The sequence below is a fragment of the Rahnella aquatilis CIP 78.65 = ATCC 33071 genome (assembly GCF_000241955.1).
GTDB classification, from domain to species: Bacteria; Pseudomonadota; Gammaproteobacteria; order Enterobacterales; family Enterobacteriaceae; genus Rahnella; species Rahnella aquatilis.
Map to the genome: position 1 here is coordinate 3,010,898 of NC_016818.1, position 26,810 is coordinate 3,037,707.

General features: G+C 51.0%; 28 protein-coding genes. 15 read left to right on the top strand and 13 right to left on the bottom strand.

All coding sequences use genetic code 11. The annotated features are described in order from the left end of the window. The first annotated feature begins 47 nt into the window (after nucleotides 1–47). The 3 genes from RAHAQ2_RS13495 to gstA all read left to right on the top strand — a co-directional run bounded on the left by RAHAQ2_RS13495 (nucleotide 48) and on the right by gstA (nucleotide 3,481). A complete protein-coding gene (locus RAHAQ2_RS13495) occupies nucleotides 48–1,721 on the top strand; it encodes a putative bifunctional diguanylate cyclase/phosphodiesterase (protein ID WP_015697775.1) in 1,674 nt (557 codons plus the stop codon). A gap of 124 nt (nucleotides 1,722–1,845) precedes the next feature. Next, on the top strand, nucleotides 1,846–2,712 hold the full coding sequence (gene dapA, locus RAHAQ2_RS13500; RefSeq protein WP_015697776.1) for a 4-hydroxy-tetrahydrodipicolinate synthase: 867 nt from the start codon (nucleotides 1,846–1,848) through the stop codon (nucleotides 2,710–2,712). A gap of 163 nt (nucleotides 2,713–2,875) precedes the next feature. Then, nucleotides 2,876–3,481 (top strand): glutathione transferase GstA, encoded by a 606-nt coding sequence (gene gstA / locus RAHAQ2_RS13505; protein ID WP_015697777.1) that lies wholly within the window; start codon nucleotides 2,876–2,878, stop codon nucleotides 3,479–3,481. Nucleotides 3,482–3,572: 91 nt separating this feature from the next. Here the strand turns inward: gstA and pdxY are convergent, their stop codons facing one another. The 5 genes from pdxY to anmK form a co-directional block, all read right to left on the bottom strand. After that, complete coding sequence (pdxY, locus tag RAHAQ2_RS13510; protein WP_015697778.1) at nucleotides 3,573–4,433, bottom strand: pyridoxal kinase PdxY; 861 nt, start codon at nucleotides 4,431–4,433, stop codon at nucleotides 3,573–3,575. A 104-nt stretch (nucleotides 4,434–4,537) separates the two neighbouring features. Then, nucleotides 4,538–5,812: a tyrosine--tRNA ligase gene (tyrS, locus tag RAHAQ2_RS13515; protein ID WP_015697779.1), complete on the bottom strand. Its 1,275-nt coding sequence runs from the start codon at nucleotides 5,810–5,812 to the stop codon at nucleotides 4,538–4,540. Between the two features lie 163 nt (nucleotides 5,813–5,975). Further along, nucleotides 5,976–6,641: a pyridoxamine 5'-phosphate oxidase gene (gene pdxH / locus RAHAQ2_RS13520; RefSeq protein WP_015697780.1), complete on the bottom strand. Its 666-nt coding sequence runs from the start codon at nucleotides 6,639–6,641 to the stop codon at nucleotides 5,976–5,978. A gap of 129 nt (nucleotides 6,642–6,770) precedes the next feature. Continuing rightward, nucleotides 6,771–7,082 (bottom strand): MliC family protein, encoded by a 312-nt coding sequence (locus tag RAHAQ2_RS13525; protein ID WP_015697781.1) that lies wholly within the window; start codon nucleotides 7,080–7,082, stop codon nucleotides 6,771–6,773. An 84-nt stretch (nucleotides 7,083–7,166) separates the two neighbouring features. Next, entirely contained in the window at nucleotides 7,167–8,285 is a 1,119-nt protein-coding gene (gene anmK / locus RAHAQ2_RS13530) for an anhydro-N-acetylmuramic acid kinase (RefSeq protein WP_015697782.1), read from the bottom strand. 397 nt (nucleotides 8,286–8,682) lie between these two features. On the opposite strand from anmK, the gene RAHAQ2_RS13535 reads away from it, so the two are divergent. Further along, complete coding sequence (locus RAHAQ2_RS13535) at nucleotides 8,683–9,153, top strand: outer membrane lipoprotein (protein WP_015697783.1); 471 nt, start codon at nucleotides 8,683–8,685, stop codon at nucleotides 9,151–9,153. A gap of 112 nt (nucleotides 9,154–9,265) precedes the next feature. On the opposite strand, the gene slyA is transcribed toward RAHAQ2_RS13535, so the two are convergent. Further along, a complete protein-coding gene (gene slyA, locus RAHAQ2_RS13540) occupies nucleotides 9,266–9,700 on the bottom strand; it encodes a transcriptional regulator SlyA (protein ID WP_015697784.1) in 435 nt (144 codons plus the stop codon). Nucleotides 9,701–9,894: 194 nt separating this feature from the next. Between slyA and RAHAQ2_RS13545 the strand changes: the two genes are divergently transcribed. From RAHAQ2_RS13545 to RAHAQ2_RS13555, 3 genes are read left to right on the top strand one after another with little or no spacing between them, the layout of a single operon-like run. After that, nucleotides 9,895–10,119: a DUF1656 domain-containing protein gene (locus RAHAQ2_RS13545; protein WP_037039858.1), complete on the top strand. Its 225-nt coding sequence runs from the start codon at nucleotides 9,895–9,897 to the stop codon at nucleotides 10,117–10,119. Between the two features lies 1 nt (nucleotide 10,120). Further along, entirely contained in the window at nucleotides 10,121–10,978 is an 858-nt protein-coding gene (locus RAHAQ2_RS13550) for an efflux RND transporter periplasmic adaptor subunit (RefSeq protein WP_015697786.1), read from the top strand. A 9-nt stretch (nucleotides 10,979–10,987) separates the two neighbouring features. Then, nucleotides 10,988–13,030 carry an FUSC family protein gene (locus RAHAQ2_RS13555; RefSeq protein ID WP_015697787.1) on the top strand — a complete coding sequence of 681 codons (2,043 nt, stop codon included), beginning with the start codon at nucleotides 10,988–10,990 and terminating at the stop codon, nucleotides 13,028–13,030. A 5-nt stretch (nucleotides 13,031–13,035) separates the two neighbouring features. Here the strand turns inward: RAHAQ2_RS13555 and RAHAQ2_RS13560 are convergent, their stop codons facing one another. Together RAHAQ2_RS13560 and RAHAQ2_RS13565 are read right to left on the bottom strand one after the other, a co-directional pair. Further along, on the bottom strand, nucleotides 13,036–13,932 hold the full coding sequence (locus RAHAQ2_RS13560) for an aldo/keto reductase (RefSeq protein WP_015697788.1): 897 nt from the start codon (nucleotides 13,930–13,932) through the stop codon (nucleotides 13,036–13,038). Nucleotides 13,933–14,061: 129 nt separating this feature from the next. Continuing rightward, nucleotides 14,062–14,301, bottom strand: coding sequence for a DUF1289 domain-containing protein (locus RAHAQ2_RS13565; RefSeq protein ID WP_015697789.1), 240 nt, complete (start codon nucleotides 14,299–14,301; stop codon nucleotides 14,062–14,064). A 413-nt stretch (nucleotides 14,302–14,714) separates the two neighbouring features. On the opposite strand from RAHAQ2_RS13565, the gene nemA reads away from it, so the two are divergent. From nemA to rnt, 3 genes are all read left to right on the top strand, one after another. Further along, entirely contained in the window at nucleotides 14,715–15,806 is a 1,092-nt protein-coding gene (gene nemA / locus RAHAQ2_RS13570; protein WP_015697790.1) for an alkene reductase, read from the top strand. Between the two features lie 162 nt (nucleotides 15,807–15,968). Beyond that, nucleotides 15,969–16,376 carry a lactoylglutathione lyase gene (gene gloA / locus RAHAQ2_RS13575; RefSeq protein ID WP_015697791.1) on the top strand — a complete coding sequence of 136 codons (408 nt, stop codon included), beginning with the start codon at nucleotides 15,969–15,971 and terminating at the stop codon, nucleotides 16,374–16,376. A gap of 92 nt (nucleotides 16,377–16,468) precedes the next feature. Continuing rightward, nucleotides 16,469–17,185 carry a ribonuclease T gene (rnt, locus tag RAHAQ2_RS13580; RefSeq protein ID WP_015697792.1) on the top strand — a complete coding sequence of 239 codons (717 nt, stop codon included), beginning with the start codon at nucleotides 16,469–16,471 and terminating at the stop codon, nucleotides 17,183–17,185. Nucleotides 17,186–17,276: 91 nt separating this feature from the next. Here the strand turns inward: rnt and RAHAQ2_RS13585 are convergent, their stop codons facing one another. Together RAHAQ2_RS13585 and RAHAQ2_RS26130 are read right to left on the bottom strand one after the other, a co-directional pair. Next, nucleotides 17,277–17,618 (bottom strand): Grx4 family monothiol glutaredoxin, encoded by a 342-nt coding sequence (locus tag RAHAQ2_RS13585; protein ID WP_015697793.1) that lies wholly within the window; start codon nucleotides 17,616–17,618, stop codon nucleotides 17,277–17,279. Then, entirely contained in the window at nucleotides 17,599–17,727 is a 129-nt protein-coding gene (locus RAHAQ2_RS26130; RefSeq protein ID WP_269430008.1) for a hypothetical protein, read from the bottom strand. The genes RAHAQ2_RS13585 and RAHAQ2_RS26130 overlap by 20 nt, the downstream gene beginning before the upstream one ends. Before the next feature lie 353 nt (nucleotides 17,728–18,080). Here RAHAQ2_RS26130 and RAHAQ2_RS13590 point away from each other — a divergent pair, with 353 nt between their 5' ends. Then, nucleotides 18,081–18,980, top strand: coding sequence for a C40 family peptidase (locus tag RAHAQ2_RS13590; RefSeq protein ID WP_015697794.1), 900 nt, complete (start codon nucleotides 18,081–18,083; stop codon nucleotides 18,978–18,980). A 165-nt stretch (nucleotides 18,981–19,145) separates the two neighbouring features. On the opposite strand, the gene cydH is transcribed toward RAHAQ2_RS13590, so the two are convergent. Further along, nucleotides 19,146–19,298, bottom strand: a complete 153-nt coding sequence (gene cydH, locus RAHAQ2_RS26225) for a cytochrome bd-I oxidase subunit CydH (protein ID WP_148267130.1) — start codon at nucleotides 19,296–19,298, stop codon at nucleotides 19,146–19,148. A gap of 270 nt (nucleotides 19,299–19,568) precedes the next feature. Between cydH and purR the strand changes: the two genes are divergently transcribed. Continuing rightward, a complete protein-coding gene (gene purR, locus RAHAQ2_RS13595) occupies nucleotides 19,569–20,594 on the top strand; it encodes an HTH-type transcriptional repressor PurR (protein ID WP_015697795.1) in 1,026 nt (341 codons plus the stop codon). A gap of 35 nt (nucleotides 20,595–20,629) precedes the next feature. Here the strand turns inward: purR and punR are convergent, their stop codons facing one another. Next, nucleotides 20,630–21,535: a DNA-binding transcriptional activator PunR gene (gene punR / locus RAHAQ2_RS13600; RefSeq protein ID WP_015697796.1), complete on the bottom strand. Its 906-nt coding sequence runs from the start codon at nucleotides 21,533–21,535 to the stop codon at nucleotides 20,630–20,632. Between the two features lie 136 nt (nucleotides 21,536–21,671). On the opposite strand from punR, the gene punC reads away from it, so the two are divergent. Together punC and cfa are read left to right on the top strand one after the other, a co-directional pair. After that, on the top strand, nucleotides 21,672–22,883 hold the full coding sequence (gene punC / locus RAHAQ2_RS13605; RefSeq protein WP_015697797.1) for a purine nucleoside transporter PunC: 1,212 nt from the start codon (nucleotides 21,672–21,674) through the stop codon (nucleotides 22,881–22,883). A 362-nt stretch (nucleotides 22,884–23,245) separates the two neighbouring features. After that, the gene (gene cfa / locus RAHAQ2_RS13610) at nucleotides 23,246–24,397 is read left to right on the top strand and encodes a cyclopropane fatty acyl phospholipid synthase (RefSeq protein ID WP_015697798.1); all 1,152 of its coding nucleotides are present in this window, start codon (nucleotides 23,246–23,248) and stop codon (nucleotides 24,395–24,397) included. A gap of 72 nt (nucleotides 24,398–24,469) precedes the next feature. On the opposite strand, the gene RAHAQ2_RS13615 is transcribed toward cfa, so the two are convergent. Beyond that, entirely contained in the window at nucleotides 24,470–25,123 is a 654-nt protein-coding gene (locus RAHAQ2_RS13615) for a riboflavin synthase (protein ID WP_015697799.1), read from the bottom strand. Nucleotides 25,124–25,377: 254 nt separating this feature from the next. Here RAHAQ2_RS13615 and RAHAQ2_RS13620 point away from each other — a divergent pair, with 254 nt between their 5' ends. Then, on the top strand, nucleotides 25,378–26,751 hold the full coding sequence (locus RAHAQ2_RS13620; protein WP_015697800.1) for an MATE family efflux transporter: 1,374 nt from the start codon (nucleotides 25,378–25,380) through the stop codon (nucleotides 26,749–26,751). Nucleotides 26,752–26,810: the final 59 nt, after the last annotated feature.

Here is a 26,810-nt window from a genome sequence, read left to right on the forward strand (position 1 = left end):
CAAACTGTGCCACATCACACTCATTTTCTGCTCGGGGTATTTAACTCATGCTTACAGATATTGCGATATGCCAGGCAGTTCTTGATGCTCTTCCCGAAGCGACAGTCCTTAAAGATAATGAGCGTAAACTGGTATTTCTTAATCAGAAAGCCAGCGAATTTTATGGGCGTGCGCGGGAAGAATTAATTGGTCAGGATGTTTCTTTTTTCACGGATCCTGAACAAGCTGCCCGGCAGCGTGAACGCGATATCGAAGTTCTGGAAACCGGCGAGAAAACGGTCAACGAAGAAACGCTGGTTGACCCGTCAGGTAAGCGACGCAATGTGCTGGTGCGTAAATCCCGCGTCACACTGGAGGCACGGCATTTCATTCTGACCTCCATTATGGATATTTCACTTTTGCGCAGTTCAGAAGCGCAGATCCGCTACCTTGCCCGTCATGACGTATTAACCGGCCTGCCAAACCGGACGGCATTGAGTGAAGAACTTAGCCAGATTGCCGCCCAGCGCATGTATCGCCCCGAGCCCTGCGCCCTCTTCTTGTTGAATCTCAATGATTTCAATTACATCAACGACACATATGGCTATCAGGCGGGCGATGCCATTCTCTGCGAATTCGGCCAGCGCCTGCGTAATGAAGTCGGCAACAGCGGAACGGTTTCGCGCATCGGCGGCGATGAGTTTTCGATTATCCTGCGCAATAATCCGACCAGTGAAATGGCCAATAATCTGGCGCTGGAAATACTGGTGATGATGCGACAGCCGTTTACGCTGACGCGGGCCAATCCGATGATGACGATTTCATTCGGCATCGTGATGTTTGGCGCAGAGAATATTACCGCCGGCGAGATCATGCGCCGCGGGAATACGGCGCTGCTGGAAGCCAAGCAGCGTGGCAAAAATATGTTCTCGTTTTATTCTGAATTGCTCGATGCCAGCAGTGTCAGTAAACGCATTATGGTGAAAGCGCTGGCGGAATCGCTGGCCAGAGAAGGCGACCTGACCTGCGTTTATCAGCCTATTTTACGCAGCCACGATGAAAAGGTCGTTTGCGTTGAAGCACTGGCGCGCTGGAACCATGGCGTGCTCGGACAGGTTTCGCCGGTGCAGTTTATTGCCCTGGCCGAAGAGACCGGGCTGGTTATTCAGCTCGGCGAAATTGTTCTGCGTCAGGCGTGTCGCGATATCAGGAATTTTGAACGGCTCAATCTGGCGATCAACGTTTCTGCCGTTCAGCTCGGTGAGCCGGATTTCGGACCGCGTATTCTGGCGGTTTTGGCGGAGGAAAATTTCCCGCCTCCGCGACTTGAACTTGAACTGACCGAAACCTCCGTGATGAACGCCAACGAGACCAGCCTCAGCCATCTCGCTAAATTACGGCAGGTTGGGGTGAAAATTTCGCTGGATGATTTTGGTACCGGTTATTCCAGTCTCAGTTTGCTGAAAGATATCTCGGTAGACAGCGTGAAAATTGACCGTTCATTTGTGCAATACGTCACAGAAGTGAATGATACCGCCGCTATTGTTTCTGCCGTGTCTCAGCTTGGCAATAAAATGCATCTTAACGTCATTGCAGAAGGTGTCGAAAATCAGCTGCAAAAATCCTTTTTAGTATCAGCAGGTTGCTCGCACCTTCAGGGCTATCTGTTCTCGCGCCCCGTGCCGGTAGAAGTGTTAAAAACGTTACTGAGCAATGAAATGAATATGTTAGCCAGTACATAAATCAGCTATTTATAAGCACCATAGATAACTCAAAACACCTTATTAATTCATTCAATTGGCGCTCGTCCCTGTTTTACTGACATGATCCGAGGCTGATAAATCACGCCGTTTAAGGAACTACATCATGTCATCGTTTTCAGGTATCTGGGTCCCGCTGGTCACGCCTTTTCATGAAGGTGAGATCGACTTTACTGCACTGAAAGCATTGTGCACCCGGCTGCTCAAACGGGGCGTTGACGGCGTCGTGGTCTGTGGTACGACCGGTGAAGCCCCTATGCTCACCAAAGAAGAACAACTGCAGGTTCTGGATGCTGTGCTGGAAGTGGTGCCGGGTCATCAGGTGATCATGGGGCTGTCAGGCACGCATATGCCGGTTATCCGCGAAATGCAGGAGGCGATTTTACGCCGTCCGGTTGCCGGTTTGCTGATCCCCGCGCCCTACTACATCCGCCCTTCTCAGGCCGCACTGGTCGCCTGGTTTACAGAAATTGCAGATCACGCCACAGTACCGATTGTGCTTTACAACATTCCTTATCGTACCGGCGTACAGATGGAACTGGACACATTCCGCCAGCTGGCTAAACACCCGCGTATTACCGCCGTCAAAGATTGCGGCGGCAGCATAGATCTGACGCTGTCGCTGATTGCTGACGAAGAACTTGACGTGTTGTGTGGCGAAGACGTGCAGATATTTTCAACCCTGAGCCTTGGCGGTAAAGGGGCGATTGCCGCGTCGTCACATATTTTTCCCGAAGAGTTTGTGCAGCTGATTAAACAGTTCAAAGCGCAGGATATCGTGGCCGCGCGTAAAACTTTCTTTGGTTTGCTGCCCATGATCCGGCTGATGTTCTCTGCCCCGAATCCGGCAGCCATTAAGTACGCATTATCACTGGACGGGTTAATGGATAACGAGCTGCGCGCTCCCATGCTGCCTGCGCCGGAAAGCGTTGAACTGGCGGTGCGGGACTTTCTGAATCAGCACTCGCGCTAAGGGCGCACATTTCATCAGAATATGAGCAACCGGACGCACTGTCACAATTAAAACACTGACTTTTACTCCCGCCAGTTCTAGGATAGAAGTAGTTTTTATATAGCGCTGTCGCGGCCCTGTGAAACCATGGTGTCAGGCGGGTTGCTCATCCAATGGAGTGTTTATGAAACTGTATTATAAAGCCGGTGCCTGTTCCCTTTCCCCTCATATCGTTCTGCGTGAAGCGGGTCTGGATTTCAGCATTGAGAAGGTTGATCTGGCGACTAAGAAAACCGAAACCGGTGATGACTTCCTCGCAGTCAATCCAAAGGGGCAGATCCCCACGCTGTTGCTCAATGATGGCAGTATTCTGACCGAAGGCGTGGCTATCGTGCAGTATCTGGCTGACCAGAAACCTGACCGCCAGCTGATGCCGGAGCAGGGAACACCAGCCCGTTATCACGCACTGGAATGGCTGAACTACATTGCGACTGAGCTGCACAAAGGTTTCTCGCCGTTGTTCAATCCAAAAGCACCGGAAGAGTTTAAGGCGCTGACCCGTGAAGCACTGAGCAAGAAATTTGCTTACGTGAATGAGTCTCTGAAAGGCAATCACTTCCTGCTGGGTGCCCGTTTCAGCGTCGCGGATGCCTATCTGTTCACGGTAATGGGTTGGGCGAAGGCGCTGAAGTTTGACCTGACTGCGCTGACGGAACTGAACGCCTATCTCGACCGCGTGGCCGCACGTCCGGCCGTTGATGCTGCGCTGTCAGCTGAAGGCCTGAAATAATTACTTTCTTGATATGAACGCGAAAAAACGCCCCGGCGGCTGCAGCACGGGGCGTTTTTGTTTATTCAGGTAATGGGTTTTCAGTCCGTGATTACAGTTTTACTGCCGCGAAGTGATGCTCAGGTTTGACCATTTTGTCCTGTGCCGCCACGATTTGCAGTTCATATTCACCCATTGCATGCGTCGCCAGCATGACTTCATAGACAGCGGCTGTTACGTGCTCCAGCGCGTTATCCAGCGCTTCGCCTTTGAGCAGATTCACCAGCAATAACCCGCTGGTCAGATCGCCTACACCAACCGGCTGACGGACACCAAAATCAACCAGCGGACGATCGATGTGCCACGCTTCATCCGCAGTGACCAGCAGCATTTCAAAGCGGTCACTGTGATAGCCTGCGCGGCTCAGGTGTTTCACCAGCACAATTTTCGGACCTTTGCTGATCAGTTCCCGCGCAGTGGCGACGGCTTCTTCAACACTGGCCACCGCGTGACCGCTCAGCAATTCAAGCTCCAGCAGGTTCGGCGCGATAATGTCGCAGTTAACCAGTGCCTGGTTGCAATGGAATTCGGCAACGCCCGGCGCCACGATACAGCCTTTTTCAGGATGTCCCATGACCGGATCGCAGAAATACCAGGCATCCGGATTCGCCGCTTTCACCCGACGGACAATCTCCAGAATGCTTTGCCCCTGCTCCGGCGAACCGATATAGCCACTCAGCACCGCATCACAATCCTTCAGACGGTCAATTTCCGCAATGCCCTGCGCGATGTCAGTCAGATGTGCAGCAGGCATAACGCAGCCGGTCCAGTGGCCGTACTGCGTATGATTGGAAAACTGAACAGTATTCAGTGGCCAAACGTTTGCGCCCATACGACGCATAGGGAATTCCGCCGCGCTGTTACCCGCGTGTCCAAAAACCGTGTGTGACTGGATAGAAAGAATGCTTTTCATGAAGAATTTCCGATTGCAACGTCATCGGGGGAGATGGCGGGATTACTGATATCAGGGAACAAAAACGGGAGACCTTGCAGTCCCCCGTTCTACCGGCCTAAAACTTATGCCCACAGCAACAGGGTGTAGTTCTTTTTACCGCGACGCAGCAAGGTATAACGACCAAACAAACGGTCACTGTCAGCGAAGCTGTATTCTGTATCCGTCTGTTTTTCGCCGTTTACAGAAACCGCGTTAGAAGAAATCATGGTGCGTGCCTGGCCTTTCGACGGTGCCATACCGGCGATAACCAGCGCCTGTTGCAGATCTGTGTCATGTGGCACTTCAAACAGCTCCAGGCCATCCTGCGCCAGCTGGCCGAAATCGACTTCGGTCATTTCGCTCAGGGAGCCAGAGAACAGGCTCTGCGTAATACGTTTTGCGGCCGCCAGACCTTCTGCGCCATGAACCATACCGGTCACTTCTTCGGCCAGGACATATTGGGCGCGTGGCGCTTTACCGCTGGTTTTATCTTCTTCTTCCAGCGCATTGATATCTTCAATGCTCATGAAGGTGAAGAACTTCAGGAAACGGTAAACGTCAGCATCCGCAGTATTGATCCAGAACTGGTAGAATTTGTACGGGCTGGTTTTCTTCGGATCCAGCCAGACTGCGCCACCTTCGGTTTTACCGAATTTCGTGCCGTCAGATTTGGTGATCAACGGAACAGTCAGGCCGAACACTTGTTTCTGGTGCAGACGGCGGGTCAGGTCGATACCGGAGGTGATGTTACCCCACTGGTCAGAACCGCCGATTTGCAGCTCAACTTTGTGCAGATCGTAGAGGGAGGCAAAATCGTAACCCTGCAACAGGTTGTAAGAGAATTCAGTGAAGGAGATACCGCTGTCATCGCGGTTCAGACGCTGTTTAACCGCTTCTTTGTTGATCATCTGGTTAACAGAGAAGTGTTTACCGATATCACGCAGGAAAGTCAGCACGTTCATGCCGCCGAACCAGTCGTAGTTATTGGCGGTGATAGCGCTGTTTTCACCACAGCTGAAATCCAGGAACGGCGAAACCTGCTGGCGGATTTTCTCAACCCATTCATTCACGGTTTCATTGGTATTCAGTTTACGCTCCGTCGCTTTAAAGCTCGGGTCACCGATCAGACCGGTTGCGCCGCCCACCAGAGCGACAGGCTTGTGCCCGTTCAGCTGGAAGCGTTTCAGACAAAGCAAAGGCACCAGATGTCCCAAATGCAAGCTATCTGCGGTAGGATCGAAACCGCAATAGAGTGCAATTGGCCCTTGCGCCAGTCGCTCTGCTAACGCTTCTTCATCCGTTACCTGGGCAATGAGGCCCCGCTCTTGCAATTGTTTAATCAGGTTGCTGCTCGCCATCAAAGACTCCGTTTGTTTATACTCAGAAATAGGTACTGAATGTGTGCAGATTTATGTCTGACATCATGCCGCGCATGTGCCTTTTCTCTCACCTTTACGGGGGAACGACATAGAATAAAGCGCTCGTCGTCCGAGCGCTAGGAAATCGCGTGTTTTTTCGTGGTCAGGGTGCGAGGCGGTCTATTTTCCAGCCAGTTTCTGTCTCTGCTTCGTCACGCTGGTAAATGAACCGATCGTGCAGACGATGTTCGCCGCCCTGCCAGAACTCCATCGAATCCACTTTGACACGAAAACCGCCCCAGAAACTTGGCAGCGGCACTTCACCATTGCTGAATTTCTGTTTCAGTTCGAGGAATTTGCTTTCGAGTACGCCGCGCGCCGAAATACGGCTGGACTGCTGGGAAACCCACGCGCCGATCTGGCTGTCTTTCGGGCGACTGGTGAAGTATTTCATCACTTCCAGCGTCGACAGACGTTCGGCCTGACCGAGTACAATCACCTGCCGGTCCAGCATGTGCCATGGGAACAAAAGACTGATGCGTGCGTTGTTTGCCAGTTGCTGCGCCTTGCGGCTGCCCAGATTGGTATAAAACACCAGTCCCTTTTCGTCATAATGCTTGAGCAGCACAATGCGCTGGAAAGGTTGTCCGCGCTCATCAACCGTCGCCACCACCATCGCCGTCGGGTCAGCCAGACGGGCATCACAGGCCTGTTTCAGCCAGTGTTCAAACAAAGGCAGTGGCTCAGGGGTTAAATCAGCACGACGCAGCCCGCCACGGGTGTATTCGCGGCGCGAGTCCGCAATATCAAACTCTTTGTTATCAGACATATGGATTCAGTTGCGTATCTAAGGAAGGTAAACGCATTGTGCACCCGCCGCGTCAGGATCTCAATGTTCCTGACGCGGGGTGAGCAAGCGCAGCCAGCGCAACGGCAACGCGAAGCAGGAAGGGTAGGTTTATTTTTGGACGCAGTCGTCGATAATCACATTCTCACCGCGCTGCACAAAAGCCTGATTACCTTTAGACCAGAACGTGTAACGGCCATCGCTGTATTGCGTGCCGGAAGCAGCCTCAACCTGTTTCAGTTTCAGCTGTTCACCATCGAGAACCATATTGACCTGCTGCGCCGGTTTATCCAGCGTGACTGTCAACGGTAAGGTACCGCACTGGTAGTGCAATTCTTCTGTCGGACTTTCGGTCTGGTGGCTGAACTGGCTGCATCCTGCCAGTGTTAATCCTGCTAACGTAGCGATAATCGCCTTCTTCATTCGGTACTCCCTGATGGTCTTTAATGATCTCTTTTATTTACCACGCCCGCAGGCGTAGCACATTGAGATAAAACCGAGAACGCATCAGGGACGGATTGAAACGACCGGATAAATCGCGCCGAGCAGCGTTTCACGACTTGCGCCTGTGACCGACGGCAAATTGCCAGGCTGACCGGATAGCGTGCGGAATGCCAGCCAGGCAAACGCCAGTGCTTCCATGTCATCACCGCTGATACCGCAGGCATCCGTGGTGCAAACTTCCGTGCCCGGCAGCATCGCGGAGAGCCTCGCCATCAGTAACGGGTTGCGCGCCCCGCCGCCACACACCATCAGCCGGTCGCAGCCGCCGGTCAGTTGCACCTGCTCGGCAATGCTTACCGCAGTCAGTTCAGCCAGCGTCGCCTGCACATCCGACGGGGAGATGTCCGAAGCACGCGCCAGTTGCTTTTCCAGCCACCCCATATTGAAATATTCGCGCCCGGTACTTTTCGGTGCCGGTTCGGCAAAGTAAGGATCCGACAACATCTGCTGGAGCAAACGTAAGTTCACCCGCCCCTGATTTGCCCATTCAGCGCCTTTATCATACGGCTGTGCGAGATGACGCCAGATCCACGCATCCATCAGCATATTTCCCGGACCGGTGTCGTAACCCCGCACCGGCTGGCCCGGCAACAGCATCGAAAGATTCGCGATGCCGCCGATATTAAGGATCATGCGACGTTCGGCGGGATCAGCCAGCAATGCCTGATGGAAAGCAGGCACCAGAGGCGCGCCCTGACCGCCCCACGCCATATCCCGGCGACGAAAATCGCCCACGGTGGTAATGCCGGTCATGGCCGCAATGCGGTTATTATCCCCCAGTTGCATCGAAAACGTCGTGTCGCCTTTCGGCTGATGCCAGACAGTTTGCCCGTGGCAACCAATGGCGGTCACTTCGTCAGGCGAGATATTGGCACTTTTCAGCAAGCCCAAAACGGCCTCACCAAACAAAATACCCAACTGAGTATCGAGCGTCCCGACCTGTTCGAGTGTGACCGGTTGCCCCTGGCACATGCCGAGGATCGCGTTTTTCAAAGCTAGAGGAATAGGATGTGAATAGCTGGCTTGCTGCGCGACCCTATGCTCATCTATTGCAGCCAGCACGACGTCGACACCGTCGAGACTGGTGCCGGACATCACACCGATATAGCGACCTGACTTCATAGATAACATCCTTAACTCTCCAGGAAAAAGGTCAGAAAAAGTAATCACTACAGAGTAATCGGTATTTGAAGGGCAACGCCATGAGTTACTGAATTTTTATTACATCGTGTGATGACTTCGTGTTTTTCTTGTTACGTTTTTTATCACTGAAAATACCGGTGTACTAAAAACCAGCAATTACAACATTTCATGTCGGTATTTTTGATTGAGCCATTCGCTGTCTAAAACGTAAACCTGCGTTTATTATTAGTTGAACAGGCCTTCTGTATACTAGGTGAAAGTGAAACAAATATGGTATATGACACCTTCGACACTGATGTTGAACTTGTTTACTGTTTTTTCTCTGTTGTTGCCGCTACTCTGAAACGTGTGCAGCAGCATAATAAAGGAGCTATTTATGATTAAGCGTTTACTTGTCGTCGCCCTTGCCGGCGTTTCCCTTGCTGGCTGCGTGAGCGATAACTCTCTGTCCGGCGATGTCTACTCCGCATCCCAGGCGAAGCAAATTCAGCAAGTGACCTACGGGACCATTGTGTCTACCCGTGCAGTACAAATCCAGGGTGGTGATGATGCAAACATCGTCGGCGCACTGGGTGGTGCAGTATTGGGTGGTTTCCTGGGGAATACCGTCGGTGGTGGCACTGGTCGTAGTCTGGCAACCGCTGCAGGTGCAGTCGCAGGTGGCGTTGCCGGTCAGGGTGTGCAAAGTTCGCTTAACCGTTCAAACGGTGTAGAACTGCAGATTCGTCGTGATGACGGTTCGACCATTCAGGTGGTTCAGAAAGCCGGTGCAACCAAATTCAGCGTCGGTCAGCGTGTCAGCATGGCCAGCAGCGGCAGCACCATTACTGTCTCTCCTGGCGCCTGATTTCCCCTGCCTCAACGTAAAAAACCGAAGCCAGTGGCTTCGGTTTTTTTATGGGTAATTCTTTTCTGTCCGGACAAATGCAACGCTGTGTGACGCAATATAAAGTCGGTTCTTATGATTTGCTTTGCAGGGAAGCAATATTTTTTTCCAGCCGGGACAACATCCCGCCCAGGAGTTCGATTTCCGAAGAAGACATGCCGGACAAAATCTCTTTACGCGTGGAATCAATAACGGATTCCATTTCATTAATGATCGGCGCGGCTTCTTCAGTCAGCTTGATCCGCTTGGCGCGGCGATCGCTCGCACACGTCTGACGGGTGATCAGCTTCTTTTCTTCCAGTTGATCGAGCGTACGAACCAGAGACGGTTGCTCAATCCCGATGGCTTTCGCCAGCTGAATTTGAGACTGCTCCGGAGGTAACATATTGATATTATGCAGTGTTACCCAATGTGTTTGCGTGAGTTCCAACGGTTTTAACCGATCGTCAATCAACGCACGCCAGGCACGAACTAATCGTGCTAGATCTGACCCCAGATTCGATTCCAATTATCCCCTCCTTATAATTAGCATGCTAAGATAACTCCCCAGAGTTTAGCTTAGTTTTAGGAACATTAATCGAGAAATTACAATTCTATATATAATAGTAGGTACGATTGCATCCGGAAGCGCGGCCTCTGCTTCCAAAGGTAAGCTTGTTTATAACACAATCACCGGCAGAGATTAATATTGTGAATGCGCAAATGTTTCACTCAGGCTTCCCGCTACAGGATCTGGTCCTGGGTGCCTCACTTTATTTCCCCCCGATGTTCAAAGCTTTTTTACTGGGGTTAGTATTCTGGCTTTTGATACACCGCGTGCTGCGTGATTGGATTTATTCCGGTGAAGTCTGGCATCCCACCCTGATGGATTTATCTCTTTTTGTGATCTCTATTTGTGCCGCACTGATGCTTATGGTGAACCTCTGAAATGAAATTTAAGACGCTAAAATATTTCTCTACCGTGCTGGTTTTTGCGGTCGCAATTTGTGCAGGCTGGTGGATGTGGAATTATTATATGCAATCGCCCTGGACGCGTGACGGCAAAGTACGCGCCGAAATTGTCAATATCACGCCGGAAGTTTCCGGGCGCATTATTGAAATAAATATCCATGATAACCAGTTTGTTAAAAGCGGATATCCGTTATTCAGTCTGGATCCGGTGCCTTTTAAAATCGCTGTCGATAATGCCGACGCTGCGGTAGCTAAAGCCGCCGCTGATTTAGCCAAAGCCAATCACGAAGCCCACCGACGACGGGGGCTTGGCGCTAATATTATTTCCGCCGAATCGCTTGATGAAGCCAATATCAATGCCAAAGCCATGCAGGCAGCCTATCAGGCTGCACAGGCGTCATTAGAACAGGCCAAATGGAATCTGAGCAAAACCACTATTGTTGCGCCAGCTGATGGTTATATCACCAATCTGCAAACCCGCCGCGGAAACTATGCCACTGCAGGGACACCGCTGGTCGGGCTGGTGGATATTCATTCTTTCTATATTCTTGGGTATTTTGAAGAAACAAAACTCAAAAATATTCGCGAAGGCAGCATGGCGGATATCACGCTATTTAACGGCAATACTCCGTTGCAGGGCCGGGTCGAAAGTATTGGCCGGGCTATTTATGATCAGAGCCTCGATACGCCGGAAGATTTGCTGATGAATGTGAAACCGAACGTGCCGTGGGTACGGCTGGCACAGCGCGTACCGGTACGTATTAAGCTTGAGAACGTGCCGGAACATGCAGTGCTGGTCGCCGGGACCACCTGCACCATTTCGATTCGCCATTAAGGCCGTGCAGTGAATCTTTCCTGGCTCGAATGGAAAAATACGCCGTGGGGAAAAGCCACGTGGGGACAATGGCGCTATGCCCTGCGTAATTCCATCGCAATGATACTTGCACTTTATATCGCTTTTGAATTTCAGATGGACGAGCCTTACTGGGCCCTGACCTCGGCGGCAGTGGTGAGTTTCCCCACCGTCGGTGGCGTTATCAGTAAAAGTATCGGGCGGATCATTGGCAGTCTGCTGGGTGCCATGGGCGCGGTGTTTATTGCCGGGCATTGTCTGAATGAACCCTGGCTCTTCACGTTTGCCATTGCCGCATGGCTGGGGATTTGTACCTACGTCTCCAATCATTATCAGAACAACGTCTCTTATGCGTTTGCGCTGGCGGGTTACACGGCAGCCATCATCGCGTTCTCCACCGTAGACGTCACCGATCCGACACAAATTTTTGATATCGCACAGGCGCGTGTCGGCGAGGTCATCACCGGTATTTTGTGCGGGGGTTTTATGATGATGGTGTTGCCCAGCACTTCCGACGGCGACGCTCTGCTCACCTCGCTGCGCAAAATGCACACCCAGTTGCTGGAACATGCGCAATTGTTGTGGCGGACAGAAATCTCAGATCAGATCAGAACGTCGCACGAAGGGGTGATCGGCCAGATCCTGACCATGAATCTTCTGCGTATTCAGGCATTCTGGAGCCATTACCGCCTGCGCCGCCAAAATAATGTTGTGAATTATCTGCTGCATCAGCAATTACGCATGACCAGCTACATTTCCAGCCTGCGCCGGATGCTGCTGAACTGGCCTCATCCCCCTGAAAATTTGCAGGAGGTACTGGCTGTTTTGCTTGACGAACTTCGTAAGCCGGATACGGATAAATACAAGCTGTCCCGAATTCTGCTGCATATTCAGCCCCTTGATACGGCTGATTTCCGTCATCAGGCTTTCTGGTTACGTTTACGTGATTTTTGCTGGCTGTATCTTCGCAGTGATCGGTGGTTACAGCGGGTAGAAAATGCCAACGAAGCCGAAGCCGAAACTCTCCGGCCACCGAAAATCAGCCATCTTGCCCAGCACACCGATACCCTCGAAGCCGCATATAACGGGCTGCGGACTTTTTTGTGTATTGTCACCGGTTGCGCCTTCTGGATGACAACGCAGTGGGATTCCGGTGCCGGTGCGGTGGCGCTGACAGCCGTCAGTTGCGTGCTGTATTCCTCCACGGCCTCGCCGATCAGTAGTGTCACGCTGCTAATAAAATCACTGGGATTGCTGTTTGTTGGCTGTTTTTTGCTGAAATTCGGGCTGATGGTACAGATTGACAGCTTCTGGGTGTTCTGCGCCTTCTTCCTGCCGATGTTAGTGACGATGCAGATGATGAAACTACAATACAAACGTTACGCCGGTTTATGGGGGCAGATGATCGTGTTTATAGGATCGTTTTTAGCTGTCACCAATCCACCGGACTTCGATTATCAGTCATTTATGAATGACGGCGTGGCAAAAATTGCCGGTGTCATGCTGGCCGGGATTGCCTTTCAGGTGTTAAGGCCAAGTTCTGATAAACGTAAAAGCCGTCGCATTATCCGCGCCCTGCGTCGTGATTTTATGGATCAGCTCAGCCGTAAACCCGCGCTGAGCCATTTCCAGTTCGAATCCCTGATTTATCACCGGATGAATCAGCTCAATCAAAGTAAAGATCACATCTCACGAACCTGGTTGTTGCGCTGGGGCGTGGTGCTGCTCAATTGCAGCCATATTGTCTGGCAGTTGCGCGAATGGGAAACCCGCTCGGATCCGCTGTCTGCGGTGCGGGACGTGTGTATTCACTGCCTGAAAGGGGTGATGACTGAGCGCGGCGTCAGCCATGAAAACCTTGACGCCACGCTGACTGAGTTAATGCGGATGAGCAATTCCCTGGCTCACCATCCGGAACCTGCGGCACGTGAGCTGGCGGGGGTGATCTGGCGCTTATACTGCTCGCTTTCACAATTGCAGCAGGCCATCTCGACAGAAGATGGCCTGGCGGTCAGCGCCACAAAACCCGCGTGAAGCGGTTAAGGAACATCAAATCCTAATGCGGCTTTACGAATGCGGAACCATTGCTGACGCGTCATTTCCAGAGACAATGATTTCAGCGCCGACTGTACGCGCTCGATTTTACCCGAGCCGATAATCGGCAGCGGCTGAGACGGCAGGCGCATGACCCAGGCGTAGACCACCTGCTCGATGGTGTCTGCGCTCATTTCATTCGCGACAGCCTGAAGTTCCTCACGCAGCGGCTGGAATTGTGCATCGCTGAACAGACGGCCGCCACCCAGACAGGACCATGCCATCGGTTTGATGCGCAGTTGCTGGCAAAGATCCAATGTCCCGTCAAGAATGGCAGGCTGATGGATGGGAGAAATCTCTACCTGATTGGTCACCAGCGAAAACGGCAGACGCGACTGCAACAGGCTGAACTGTGCCGGGGTAAAGTTGGACACGCCGAAATGTTTGACTTTGCCGCTCTTATGCAACTGCGTGAATGCCTCAGCAACTTCATCGGCATCCATCAGCGGATCCGGACGGTGGATCAGCAATAAATCCAGATAGTCAGTACTCAGATTGCGCAATGATTTCTCCGCACGATCTACGATGTACTGCGTATCCGTAATGTAATGGCCGATTTTGTTGTCGGGATCTGCCGTGGTGGCGATGCCGCATTTACTGACAAGTTGCATTTTTTCGCGCAACGAAGGTTTAAGGCGCAACGCCTCACCAAATGCCGCTTCGCACTGATAGCCGCCATAAATATCTGCATGATCGGCTGTCGTAATGCCCATCTCAACGTGCTGTTCCATGAATGCCAGAACCTGTTGCGGCGTCATGTTCCATTCCATCAGCCGCCAGTAACCACAAATCAGCGTTGAGAATACCGGCCCTTGCGGGGAAATCGGGGTACGTGCTTCCATTATGAATCCCTTATATTTTCGATTTTCGTCCCACAGAATACACAACGCCTGTGGCGCTGTATTGATGCGACGCGCAAGAATTGTCAGGAAGCGGACCGCCGTCACGACAGCGGTAAACGACAGGTGAAATCAGAACAACTCTGGTTGCTCCGGCAAGGGTTCGTCCGGTTGTTTCCCCGCGCGCTGCTGGCGCATCAGGCGTTGCTGGCACAACCGCAGCACATGGCGTTTTTCTGTGTCAGTCATTTTCATCCAGCCGAAACGCTCCTCGCGGCTGCGCAGGCAGCCACGGCAATAACCGCGTTCATCGGCCTGACAAATGCCACGGCATGGACTGGGGATGTCAAAAAATTCGAGTTGCTGAGCCACACGCCCTCCGCAAATAACGGTGAACATTTATTCAAGACGCTTTCCTGCTATCCCGCAAGGTGATTTGCATCTTATGTTGCGGGCTTCAAATATCTGCAACACAGACCTGCTACCGTCTTTTTAGCCATTTTCACCTGTCGGAAAATGGCCTTACTGTTTCGCGAGCCCTCACCAAGAAAACAGATGTTTGCCCTCACCTCAGCCGGCACCCGCCGGCTCTTTTTCAATTTTTTTCGGCCCCTTAAGTATGGATGCAAACCTGAAATCAGACTGTGTTTCGCGAAAAAGCACCGTCCGCGTAGTCACGGGCAGGTCAGATGCGATAGAAAGGTGGCATTAAGAAAAGGTCGTCTGACGTGAATGCTCTTCTTTAACGTCTTACCGATCAGTCCATTAACTTCGGAGTTACTGAAATGACCAAGCTTTTCACCCCTATTGTTGTCGGTAAAAACACGCTGCCTAACCGTGTTTTTATGGCACCTCTCACCCGTCTGCGTAGCATCGAACCGGGGGACATCCCTACACCGCTCATGGGTGAATATTATGCACAGCGTCACAGTTCTGGCCTGATCATTACGGAAGCCACTCAGGTTTCATTCCAGGCGAAAGGGTATGCCGGTGCGCCGGGCCTGCACACGCCGGAACAAGTGGCAGCATGGAAAAAAATTGTGGCTGGCGTACATCAGAAAGACGGACGCATTGCGGTTCAGTTGTGGCACACCGGACGCATTTCACATAACAGTGTTCAGCCTGACAATCAGACACCGGTTGCGCCTTCCGCTGTCAATCCAAACACCCGCACCAGCTTGCGTGATGAGCAAGGCCACGCCATTCGTGTCGATTGCCCGACGCCGCGCGCGTTAGAGCTCAGCGAGATCCCAGGGATCGTGAATGACTTCCGTCATGCCGCAGCCTGCTCCGCAGAAGCCGGTTTCGATTATATCGAACTGCACGCCGCGCACGGCTACCTGCTGCACCAGTTCATGTCTCCGGCATCTAATTTGCGTGAAGATGAATACGGCGGCAGCATTGAAAACCGTACCCGTCTGACACTGGAAGTGGTCGATGCCACCATTGACGCCATCGGCGCCGATCGCGTGGGTATCCGCATTTCGCCAATGGGTCCCTTCAACGGGCTGGATAATGGCGAAGATCAGGAACAGGCGGCTATCTATCTGCTCGACGAGCTGAACAAACGCAAACTCGCTTACCTGCATATCTCCGAACCGGACTGGGCTGGCGGCAAACCTTATTCCGCAGAGTTCAGGGCGGTGATCCGTGCGCATTATCAGGGCGTGATTGTCGGGGCCGGTGCTTACACCGCAGAAAAAGGCGAAGAGCTGATCGAAAAAGGCTATATCGATGCCGTGGCATTTGGCCGCAGCTATATTGCGAACCCTGACCTGGTGGAGCGCCTGAAATCTCACGCGCCACTTAACGAACCCAAGCCGGAAACTTTCTACGGCGGCGGTGCTCAGGGTTATACCGACTATCCGACCCTGTAATCATTAAAAAAGCGTAATTCACTCTTTACAGCAGAAGATGCCCTACTTCTGCTGTTTTTTTTGGTCAGTCATTCAACAAGCAGTTGCCGTTATACAGACAAAACGGCGGCTATCAGTTAGGCTTGACCCGTTAATTCTCATCCTGCAAATAAAGAGGAACCTATGCGTTTACTCCACACCATGCTTCGTGTTGGCGATCTGCAACGTGCTATCAGCTTCTATACCGATGTTTTAGGTATGCGTTTGCTGCGTACCAGCGAAAACACTGAATATAAATACTCTTTGGCTTTTGTCGGTTACACCGAAGAAAGTGAAGGTGCAGTGATCGAACTGACCTATAACTGGGGCGTCGACAGCTACGACATCGGCACCGCTTACGGTCATATCGCATTGGGCGTTGATAACGTCGCACAAACCTGTGATGACATTCGTAACGCAGGCGGGAAAGTGACCCGTGAAGCGGGCCCGGTCAAAGGCGGGTCCACCATTATTGCGTTTGTCGAAGATCCGGACGGTTACAAAATTGAGTTGATCGAATCCAGACATGCAGGTCAGGGGCTGGGTAATTAATCATCCCCGAACACTGACAGGGGCGCAATCGCGCCCTTTTTTATTGCCCGATTTTTGCCACAACCCTGCAAGGCGCGGCAAAATTTGTCATAATGCGCGCTGAATTCGATGAAGATAAGAAACTAATGGCCGAGAATAGTGACATTAACGCCCTGAGAGGCCGTTTTCGTGGTTTTTATCCCGTGGTTATCGACGTAGAAACCGCCGGATTTAATGCCAAAACCGATGCGCTGCTGGAAATTGCGGCAATAACACTGAAGATGGATGAGGACGGCTGGCTGCAAAGCGATGAGACCGTGCATTTTCACGTCGAGCCTTTTGAAGGCGCAATACTGGTGCCGGAAGCGCTGGCATTTAACGGTATCGATCCGACCAATCCGCTACGCGGCGCGGTCAGTGAATATGAAGCCCTGCACGAGATTTTCAAAGTCATCCGCAAAGGGATGAAAGAGCAGAACTGTAACCGCGCGATCATCGTGGCACACAACGCTAATTTTGATCACAGCTTCCTGATGGCAGCGGCTGAACGTGCCGGGTTAAAACGTAATCCGTTCCACCCTTTTGCCACGTTTGATACCGCCGCATTAAGCGGGCTGGTACTCGGCCAAACGGTGCTGGCAAAAGCCTGTATCAGCGCGGGTATCATCTTTGACAGCAGTCAGGCACATTCTGCGTTGTATGACACCGAACGGACAGCCGAACTGTTCTGTGAACTGGTAAACCGCTGGAAACGCCTGGGTGGCTGGCCTCTGGCGCTTTCAGACGAAGAAGCCGAAGACGAAACGGCGTCGGAAGAAAATCAGCAGTAACGACTTTTCCGCCGGGCTGAAGACAAAAAAAGAGCGACATCATGTCGCTCTTTTTATTTACCGGACGAAAAACCGGCACTCTTCCGGAGTATTACTCTTCAGAAGATTTGTATTTTTCAGCGGTTTCTTTGATCAACTGCTGCAATTCGCCGCGCTGGAACATCTCAACCACGATATCGCAGCCGCCCACCAGTTCACCGTCAACCCACAATTGCGGGAACGTTGGCCAGTTAGCAAATTTGGGCATTTCAGCACGGATGTCCGGGTTCTGCAGAATATCCACGTAAGCAAAACGCTCGCCACAGGCGGAAAGCGCCTGAACAGCCTGAGCGGAGAAACCGCAGCTTGGCAGTTTTGGAGAACCTTTCATGTACAGCAGAATCGGGTTTTCAGAAACTTGCTTCTGAATCTTTTCAATTGTCGGAGTGGTCATTTCTTGCTTCCTCAAGCCGGTACAGGCTGTCACGATCATTACTCTTCACGCGCAGCACAAAGAGACGGTGCACAATCACAATGCTTTCTATTGTAACGATGGCAGCCATCAGATAAAAACGCCATTTTTTGTGGGGTCTTTCTCAATACTGGCATTTTATTTAACAATTTTTACTGTGTGCGCTCAGGCTCACATATTAAAACATTCATCGAGAATAACATTTTTGGCGTTCATCAATCACGTCAGATTTGCAAAATCCCATTCTTTAACTTAAATATTAACACCCTGAAAAATGGTTATTTTTTTGACTAAAAATGGCGTTTATTTCGACATAAAAAAAGCTATTAACTTTTTCTCACAATATGATCTAGAATCGAGGCAATTCGTGCTTTTTTGTCGGGTCCTTTTAGGCAATACTCTGACATCCCTGATGTTTAACCTACCACTCATGGTAACGAAGCTATGCGCTTACTGTTCACGCTTTTTGTGCTGCTCTTTACCCAACTGTTTCTGAATATGGCTCATGCATCGCCGCAGACTCGTGTCTCTGCCGATCAACGTAAAAGTCATGTTAATCAGGCTGCGCCGGAAGAACGGCGAAAGCGAAAAACAGCTGCCGCGAAAACCAGTAAAAAAACTAAAATCACGCCAGTGACAGAACAAAAAACTCAGGACAAGAATTCGAAGAAGAAAGTAAAAAGCACCGAACTGGTTAAACGAAAGACCACAACGGAGAAAAGTGTCAGAACGACCCGGGCCGAGAGTAAAAAAGAAAAGACACTGAAGACCACCCGGGCCGAAAGCAGAACAGAGAAACACGCTAAAACCCGTGCACTCGCGAAAAACAGCACGGAAAGGGCCAGTAAAAAAGAAGCCTATGGCCGGCACCGCAAAGGTAAAAAGTCCGAAGAAGACAGCAAACCGATTACGCTCAGTGCAACACATAAAAAACGCTATCAGCATGCCCAGCAAACGGCCATGACCAAACTGATGCATCAGGTAGGAAAACCGTATCGCTGGGGCGGAACCTCACCGAATACCGGTTTTGATTGCAGCGGCTTAGTCTATTACGCCTACAAAGATTTGATCCGCATTAAAATGCCACGCACAGCGAATGAAATGTATCACCTGCGCGATGCGGCTCCGGTCAAACGCGGCGAACTTGAAAGCGGTGATCTGGTATTCTTCAGAATCAATAACCGCGGCGCAGCAGACCATGTTGGTGTTTATGTGGGTAACGGCAAGTTTATTCAGTCTCCGAGAACAGGCGAAGACATTAAAATCACCTCTCTCGGCGATGATTACTGGCAAGATCACTATGTGGGCGCACGTCGGGTAATGACCCCGAAAACGATCCGATAATAAACAATTCGTTAAGTCTGAAGTTTCGCTAATCAGCCATTGAATAGCATTTAACGAAGCGTTTATGCAGGGAAGAGTATCAGCGGTAACGGTCAGTGCGTAAAATTGAAAAGGGCGATCCCTGCAACAGGAATCGCCCTTTTTTATGGCGGATCACTTAATGAATCAGTTCATCACTGCGGTGAAGCTGAAAGCAATAATCATAAGCAAAGCGCATACCGTGGTGATCAACGATAATTTCAGGTTGCTGTCCATCAAACCCCCTTTCGGATCAAATTGTGGCATTTTTAAAGCCACACTCATTGTGTGCCAACGCATTTTCTCATAATTAACCTTTAAAATCTTGTGTTGAATGACAAGGCGTTCCTGAGAATTTTGCTTCCACTTTCCTGCATTATAAGAGAAAATTGTCGGTTAACACGCCTGTGTGCCGGTTGATTTCACCCGAGAGCATTTCACGCCTCATTCTGAAGAATCCACCCAACGATTTGACTGCCCTTTTAGAAGCCAGCAGTGAGATCCACGCAAGCAAACGATTAACATAATGCTAACGTGCTGAAACACGTGAGTTCAGGAGTCATTGTTTACATGGCAACGATTAAAGATGTCGCAAAGCGCGCTGGCGTTTCCACTACAACCGTGTCGCACGTCATCAATAAAACACGTTTCGTCGCCGAAGAAACCAAAGACGCGGTTCTCCTTGCAATCAAAGAGCTACATTACTCGCCGAGTGCTGTCGCCCGGAGTCTGAAGGTCAATAACACTAAAACGATCGGCCTGCTGGCGACATCCAGCGAAGCGCCCTATTTTGCCGAAGTGATTGAGGCCGTGGAAAACAGTTGCTTCTCCAAAGGCTATACGCTGATTTTATGTAACTCGCATAATAATCTGGAGAAACAACAAGCCTATCTGCAGATGCTGGCGCAAAAGCGCGTCGACGGCTTGCTGGTGATGTGCGCAGAATATCCTGATGAATTGCTTAATATGCTCGAGGAGCACCGCGCCATTCCCATGGTGGTCATGGACTGGGGCGAAGCGCGTAAAAACTTCACCGACAGCATTATTGATAATGCTTTCGAAGGCGGTTACATGGCCGGGCGTTATCTGATTGAACGCGGTCATCGTGATATTGGCGTGATCCCGGGACAACTTGCACGTAATACCGGCGGCGGCCGCTTCCAGGGGTTTGTGAAAGCACTGACCGAAGCCAATATTCCGCTTCGTGAGGAGTGGGTGGTTCAGGGCGATTTCGAGCCGGAATCGGGCTATCAGGCGATGCATAAAATTCTGATGCAAAAGCATCGCCCCACTGCCGTCTTCTGTGGCGGCGATGTGATGGCAATGGGCGCCATTTGTGCCGCAGACGAACTGGGCCTTCGCGTTCCTCAGGATATTTCTGTGATCGGTTACGACAATGTGCGTAATGCCCGTTATTTCTCTCCGGCGCTGACAACCGTGCATCAGCCGAAAGAACGTCTGGGTGAAATGGCCTTTACCATGTTGCTGGACAGAATTGTCAGTAAACGTGAAGAGTCTCAGACCATCGAGGTACATCCGAAACTGGTCGAGCGACGTTCAGTCGCCGACGGTCCGTACCGCGATTACCGCCGTTAACAGATATCGAACGCCTGCCTGTGCAGGCGTTTTTTTTAATCACGCAGCCATTCCTGATTCATCGTTTCTGTCTCGCCCATATAGTCCAGTAACCAGGCCAGTGAGGGTGACGGATTGCTTTGATCCCACGTCAGACAGCACGGACTGTCCGGGAACCTATTTTCCAGCGTCAGCACCTGCAACTTCTTCTGTTCTATCCACGGCGTGACGCGGTGAACCGGCATCATCCCCACGCATAAACCTTCGGTCAGGCACTCCAGCGCGCAGGTCCAGTCTGGCACGACCAGGCGCCGCTGATTATCCAGCGTCCAGGTATCACGCTTAGGCAATGTCCGGGAAGTATCTTCCAGACAGAGTGCCGGATAAGGCCGCAGTTGATCATCATTCAGTGCGCCGGATAATTGCGCCAGCGGATGTTGCGGGCTGACGACGCAATGCCAGTCCATAAATCCCATGTCACGAAAACTGAAGCGCCCGCCAACGGGTATCGCGCGCGTGGCACCGATCGCCACGTCTGCACGCCCGTCGACCAGCGCATCCCAGACACCATTAAACACTTCCGAGTGAATAATGAGTTCGGTATCCGCAAAATGGTGGTAAAAATCGAGCACCAGACGCCGTGTTCGTGCAGGTTTTACAATCCGGTCGACCGCCACACGTAATTCGCCGCGCCAGCCGTTCGCCACCTGCTGACACTGCCGGCGTGTGGCTATCATTTTTTTTGTCAGAATCCGCGCTTCATCGACAAAAACCTTGCCTGCAGGCGTCAGCACTACCTCCCGGTGGCGACGTTCAAACAACGGCACGGCCAGCCACTGCTCAAGCTGACGGACGGTATAGCTGATAGCCGAAGGCACGCGGTGCAAGTCTTGCGCTGCCGCACTAAAACTGCCGGTTCTTGCCACGGCATCAACCACTTCAAGGGTGTATTCTGACCACATAATTCAGCCTTCAATATTTTTGATAGCAGTGTGCAAATATTAGCGTTTCACAAGCCTGTTATCAAAGCGTTAAACTCCGCCTCCGGTACGTAATCTGCGTCACATCATCTGCAATAAATAAATTAACGAGACGATAATGAAACCCTCCTTTGGATTTATGCTCTATCTTGCGGGACTGAGCATGCTGGGCTTTTTAGCCACCGATATGTATCTGCCTGCGTTCAGCACCATGCAAACCAGCCTGATGACCAGTCCGGGGATGATCAGCGCAAGTCTGAGCATTTTTCTTGGCGGATTTGCTCTCGGCCAGTTGTTATGGGGGCCGCTGTCGGACAAGATCGGTCGAAAACCGGTCCTGCTTCTTGGCCTGACATTGTTTGCAGTCGGCTGTCTGGGCGTTATCTGGGTTGAAAACGTTCGCGCCCTTCTGGCCCTGCGCTTCTTACAGGCGATGGGGGTTTGTGCTGCCGCAGTCACCTGGCAGGCAATCGTTGTTGACCGTTTCTCTGCCGATGTAGCTAAAAAAACCTTCGCCAGCATTATGCCGTTAGTAGCACTTTCTCCGGCACTGGCACCGTTGCTGGGTGCGTGGGTGCTCAATCATTTTGACTGGGAAGCTATTTTTGCCCTGCTGACGGCGGTTGCCATCATTTTAGTGCTGACGACGCTGACTCTGCGTGAAAACAAACCGGCAAAACAAGCAAAGGCAGATAAAACCGGGTTTGTGACATTGCTGAAATCGCGTGTTTACAGCGGAAATGTCATGATTTATGCCGCCTGTTCAGCCGGCTTTTTTGCGTGGCTGACGGGTTCACCGTTTATCCTTAGCGACATGGGCTATTCGCCCGGTGCCATCGGGCTGAGCTATGTTCCGCAGACTATTGCTTTCCTGCTCGGGGGTTTTGGTTGCCGTGTTTTGATCAGCAAGCTGGACGGCAATAAAATTCTGCCATGGTTACTGGCGGGTTACGGCATCAGTATCGTGGCTTTGTTCTGTGTCGCCATGTTCACGGATGCCGGGCTGATAAGCCTGCTGATCCCTTTCTGTCTGATGGCTTTGGTGAATGGAGCAACCTATCCAATTGTTGTCGCGAATGCATTAATGCCATTTCCTGCTAATACAGGCAAGGCTGCAGCGTTGCAAAATACGCTGCAGCTCGGGCTTTGCTTCCTTGCCAGCCTGCTGGTTTCCGCATTTATTGTGCATCCGCTTATGGCGACAGTCACGATCATGCTGTCTACACTATTGTTGGTAGTTTGGGGCCGCTGGCTCTCTTTGCAGGATGAAATTGCGCCAGGCAATGAGCAGCAACCGGAGCAGGAAGCTCAGACACGGCATGCGAATTAATAGTGATAATACCCTGTTGTAACAATCACTTAACGGGCATTTTCATTCATTGTGATTAATTATTGAGAATGCCTGCCAGCGAGCCTATACTCAACAAAACCAAATAAAATAGCATTTTTACAAAACTTTTATTACATACTTAAGTCAGACGCGCGGACAGTGTCACACTTATTTTTTTCTTACTTTTTCAAGGATGATTTTCCTGCACGTCTTCTGGCGCGCAGGTGTTCTTCTTAATTTCCTCTGTTGGTGTCGAATATCGGGCTAGGCGCTAGTCGTCTGTTCTCATAAAGACCTGCAAAAAATAGCCTTTGCTTTTCCCGGCAGGTTAATAAGTCAGAAGAGAAAGTGATGGAGAAGCTATGAGTTCATCGTGTATAGAAGATCAAAGCATTCAGGACAATCAATGGTACCGGATCGCCAGTGAAATGCTGGCGATGGCAGGTATTCAGGTAAACGGTAATCGTCCTTTCGACCTTAAAGTAAAAAACACTGACTTCTTTAAGCGTGTTTTACAGGAAGGTTCTCTGGGCCTCGGTGAAAGTTATATGGATGGTTGGTGGGAATGTGACCGTCTGGATATCTTTTTCCAGCGCGTTATCCGCGCCGGTTTGGAAAATAAACTGCCCCACCATTTTAAAGATACGTTACGCGTCGCCGCAGCACGCCTGACCAATCTGCAATCCCGCAAACGGGCGTGGATTGTCGGTAAAGAGCATTATGATCTGGGCAACGATTTATTTACTCTGATGCTCGACCCTTACATGCAATATTCCTGCGGCTACTGGAAAGAAGCCACTACGCTTGAAGAGGCACAGGAAGCAAAACTCAAAATGATCTGTGACAAGCTGCAATTAAAACCGGGCCAGCGCTTACTGGATATCGGTTGCGGCTGGGGTGGATTATCAGAGTACGCTGCCAGAAATTATGGCGTGAGCGTTGTGGGTGTGACGATTTCTGCTGAGCAACAAAAACTGGCGCAAAAACGCTGTGAAGGGCTGGATGTCACCATCCTGCTACAGGATTACCGTGACCTTAATGATCAGTTTGACCGTATTGTTTCTGTCGGGATGTTTGAACATGTGGGTCCGAAAAATTATCAGACCTATTTTAATGTCGCCAAACGCAATATCAAACCTGACGGCATTTTCCTGCTGCACACCATCGGTTCTAACAAAACAGATCTTAATGTCGACCCGTGGATTGATAAATACATCTTCCCCAACGGTTGTCTGCCGTCTGTTCAGCAAATTGCACAAACCAGCGAGTCGCTGTTTGTCATGGAAGACTGGCACAATATCGGCGCTGATTATGACCGTACGCTGATGGCGTGGAATGAACGTTTCCAGAAACACTGGCCGGAACTGGCGGAAAAATACGGTGAACGTTTCCACCGCATGTTTACCTATTACCTGAATGCCTGCGCCGGTGCTTTCCGCGCCCGGGATATTCAGTTGTGGCAGGTCGTCTTCAGCCCGGAAGGTGTTGATGGCGGAATGCGCGTACCACGCTGATTGTCCTCTCTTCTGTTAATGAAAACCGGACAAAATGTCCGGTTTTTTTATGCTGATAAATAGCCTGGAAAACTATTCTGCTTTATCGATCATCGCCTGCGCCGTGGCGATCGCTGCCTCACGACTGGCTAATACCCGTTCTACCGTATCGACAATCGCCTGAGTTTGCGGATCGATTTCGATATTAATTTTGTCACCCAGACGTTTCGTGCCCAGCGTCGTGCGTTGTAACGTTTCAGGAATTAAATGCACACAAAAACGGGTACGGGTCACTTCACCGATGGTGAGACTAATACCGTCAATACCGATATAACCTTTATGTAATACATATTTCATCAAATCTTCATGCGGCATGCGGAACCAGATCTGACGGTTATTTTCTGACGTCAGGATTTTTGCCACTTCCGCCGTACAAATAATATGACCAGACATTAAATGCCCGCCAATTTCATCATTAAAACGCGCAGCACGTTCCAGATTAACCGGGTCGCCCTCTTTCAGTTCACCCAGATTTGTCAGGCGCAGGGTTTCTTTCATCAGATCAAAACTGACCAGATCACCGTTAACTTCTGTGACCGTCAGGCAGCAACCGTTATGTGCCACCGATGCGCCGAGTTGCAGGTTATCCAGCATATCTTCAGGTAAACGAACAACATGGGTACGGAAATTGGGTTTCTCGTCGATCGATACGATCGTGCCGGTTCCCTGTACAATTCCGGTAAACATAGCCTTTTCCTCAATGTTTGAATCTGTTGTATTAAAACGTCACTCAGGTCAGTTTGCCGCAGAATTAATTGAAAGCCAATTCTCTGCGATAAGAAATAGCACCGTCCGCTTCAATTTCATTATTTAACCAGCTATTAACAGCTTTGTTTGCTTAAAAATACCGACAATGTACAATCTTCAGACTATTTCTCTCTGTTTAATGCCATCTGTCGTGGCGTTTTTTATTCAATATAATCAAGAAAAAAGGTGTATCTGTGCAGAAGTACCTTGCAGAAGCGCGGGTTCTGTTAGCGCTTGCCATCCCGGTCATCCTTGCGCAAATAGCCCAGACATCCATGGGCGTTGTGGACACAATAATGGCAGGTTCGGTCAGTGCCACGGACATGGCTGCCGTCGCTGTCGGCACCTCAATCTGGTTGCCGGCAATTTTATTCGGACACGGTTTACTCTTATCACTGACCCCCACCATCGCGCATTTAAATGGTGCCGGACGTCGCGATAAAATTGGTCATCAGGTTCAGCAAGGATTCTGGCTGGCGTCGGCGGTTTCGGTGCTGATCATCGCGGTGCTGTCTCAGTGCGAGCATATTCTTAACCTGATGCACAATATTGATCCCGAACTGAAAGCAAAAGCCGTCGGCTATCTGCACGCCATTATGTGGGGCGCTCCGGGCTATTTATTCTTCCAGGTGTTGCGTGATCAGTGTGAAGGTTTGTCAAAAACCAAGCCCGGCATGGTGTTCGGCTTTATCGGTTTGCTGGTGAACATTCCCGTTAATTACATTTTCATTTACGGAAAGTTCGGCGCGCCCGCACTCGGTGGTGTCGGTTGTGGCGTTGCGACGGGAACAGTGTATTGGGTCATGTTCTTTATGATGCGGATTTACGTACGCCGCAATCGTGCCCTGCGCGATACTCAGCCACATTCACGGTTTGCCAAACCCGACTGGCCGACGTTGCGCCGCTTAATCCAACTCGGTATGCCAATCGCACTGGCATTATTTTTCGAAGTGACACTGTTTGCGATCGTTGCCCTGCTGGTCTCCCCGCTGGGGATTGTAGCCGTCGCCAGTCACCAGATTGCACTGAACGTCGGTTCGCTTATGTTCGTCATTCCGCTGTCTTTAGGGGTCGCTGCCACTATTCGTGTGGGGTCTCGGCTCGGGGAATCGTCGGTTGAAGGTGCGAAGATTGCGGCTTATACCAGTATCGGAACGGGGATTGTGATGGCCTGCTGCACCAGCCTGACGGCCATCATTTTCCGTGAGCACATTGCCTCCCTTTATAATGACAGCCCGGAAGTCGTCACGCTGGCTTCCCATCTGCTGATCTTTGCTGCGCTGTTTCAGATTTCAGATGCGATGCAGGTTATTGGTAGCGGCGTGTTGCGGGGCTATAAAGACACACGTTCCATCTTCTATATAACGTTTGTCGCTTACTGGGTGCTGGGTCTGCCGGTAGGATACGCTCTCGGACTGACCGATATTCTGGTTCCGCGGATGGGGCCAAGCGGTTTCTGGTGCGGATTTATTCTGGGGCTGACCTTCGCAGCGCTGATGATGACATTGCGGATGCGCTGGTTGCAGAAGCAGCCGTCTTACACCATTTTGCAAAAAGCAGGCCGTTAATCCCCCGGCGTCTTCCGCGTGCTGTGAATATCTGAACCGGCACGCGGATTTTTCAGCCA

Bases quoted from the DNA above. Each gene is read 5' to 3' on its own strand.
- pdxY (WP_015697778.1), bottom strand. From the start codon at position 4,433: ATGAAAAGCATTCTTTCTATCCAGTCACACACGGTTTTTGGACACGCG.
- RAHAQ2_RS13615 (WP_015697799.1), bottom strand. From the start codon at position 25,123: ATGTTTACCGGAATTGTACAGGGAACCGGCACGATCGTATCGATCGAC.
- rnt (WP_015697792.1), top strand. From the start codon at position 16,469: ATGCGCGCTGAATTCGATGAAGATAAGAAACTAATGGCCGAGAATAGT.
- pdxH (WP_015697780.1), bottom strand. From the start codon at position 6,641: ATGTCTGATAACAAAGAGTTTGATATTGCGGACTCGCGCCGCGAATAC.
- gloA (WP_015697791.1), top strand. From the start codon at position 15,969: ATGCGTTTACTCCACACCATGCTTCGTGTTGGCGATCTGCAACGTGCT.
- RAHAQ2_RS13545 (WP_037039858.1), top strand. From the start codon at position 9,895: ATGTTTCACTCAGGCTTCCCGCTACAGGATCTGGTCCTGGGTGCCTCA.
- nemA (WP_015697790.1), top strand. From the start codon at position 14,715: ATGACCAAGCTTTTCACCCCTATTGTTGTCGGTAAAAACACGCTGCCT.
- anmK (WP_015697782.1), bottom strand. From the start codon at position 8,285: ATGAAGTCAGGTCGCTATATCGGTGTGATGTCCGGCACCAGTCTCGAC.
- RAHAQ2_RS13535 (WP_015697783.1), top strand. From the start codon at position 8,683: ATGATTAAGCGTTTACTTGTCGTCGCCCTTGCCGGCGTTTCCCTTGCT.
- RAHAQ2_RS13525 (WP_015697781.1), bottom strand. From the start codon at position 7,082: ATGAAGAAGGCGATTATCGCTACGTTAGCAGGATTAACACTGGCAGGA.
- punR (WP_015697796.1), bottom strand. From the start codon at position 21,535: ATGTGGTCAGAATACACCCTTGAAGTGGTTGATGCCGTGGCAAGAACC.
- cfa (WP_015697798.1), top strand. From the start codon at position 23,246: ATGAGTTCATCGTGTATAGAAGATCAAAGCATTCAGGACAATCAATGG.
- tyrS (WP_015697779.1), bottom strand. From the start codon at position 5,812: ATGGCGAGCAGCAACCTGATTAAACAATTGCAAGAGCGGGGCCTCATT.
- dapA (WP_015697776.1), top strand. From the start codon at position 1,846: ATGTCATCGTTTTCAGGTATCTGGGTCCCGCTGGTCACGCCTTTTCAT.
- gstA (WP_015697777.1), top strand. From the start codon at position 2,876: ATGAAACTGTATTATAAAGCCGGTGCCTGTTCCCTTTCCCCTCATATC.
- punC (WP_015697797.1), top strand. From the start codon at position 21,672: ATGAAACCCTCCTTTGGATTTATGCTCTATCTTGCGGGACTGAGCATG.
- RAHAQ2_RS13560 (WP_015697788.1), bottom strand. From the start codon at position 13,932: ATGGAAGCACGTACCCCGATTTCCCCGCAAGGGCCGGTATTCTCAACG.
- RAHAQ2_RS13585 (WP_015697793.1), bottom strand. From the start codon at position 17,618: ATGACCACTCCGACAATTGAAAAGATTCAGAAGCAAGTTTCTGAAAAC.
- RAHAQ2_RS13550 (WP_015697786.1), top strand. From the start codon at position 10,121: ATGAAATTTAAGACGCTAAAATATTTCTCTACCGTGCTGGTTTTTGCG.
- RAHAQ2_RS26130 (WP_269430008.1), bottom strand. From the start codon at position 17,727: ATGGCTGCCATCGTTACAATAGAAAGCATTGTGATTGTGCACCGTCTC.
- cydH (WP_148267130.1), bottom strand. From the start codon at position 19,298: ATGCGTTGGCACACAATGAGTGTGGCTTTAAAAATGCCACAATTTGAT.
- RAHAQ2_RS13590 (WP_015697794.1), top strand. From the start codon at position 18,081: ATGCGCTTACTGTTCACGCTTTTTGTGCTGCTCTTTACCCAACTGTTT.
- RAHAQ2_RS13495 (WP_015697775.1), top strand. From the start codon at position 48: ATGCTTACAGATATTGCGATATGCCAGGCAGTTCTTGATGCTCTTCCC.
- purR (WP_015697795.1), top strand. From the start codon at position 19,569: ATGGCAACGATTAAAGATGTCGCAAAGCGCGCTGGCGTTTCCACTACA.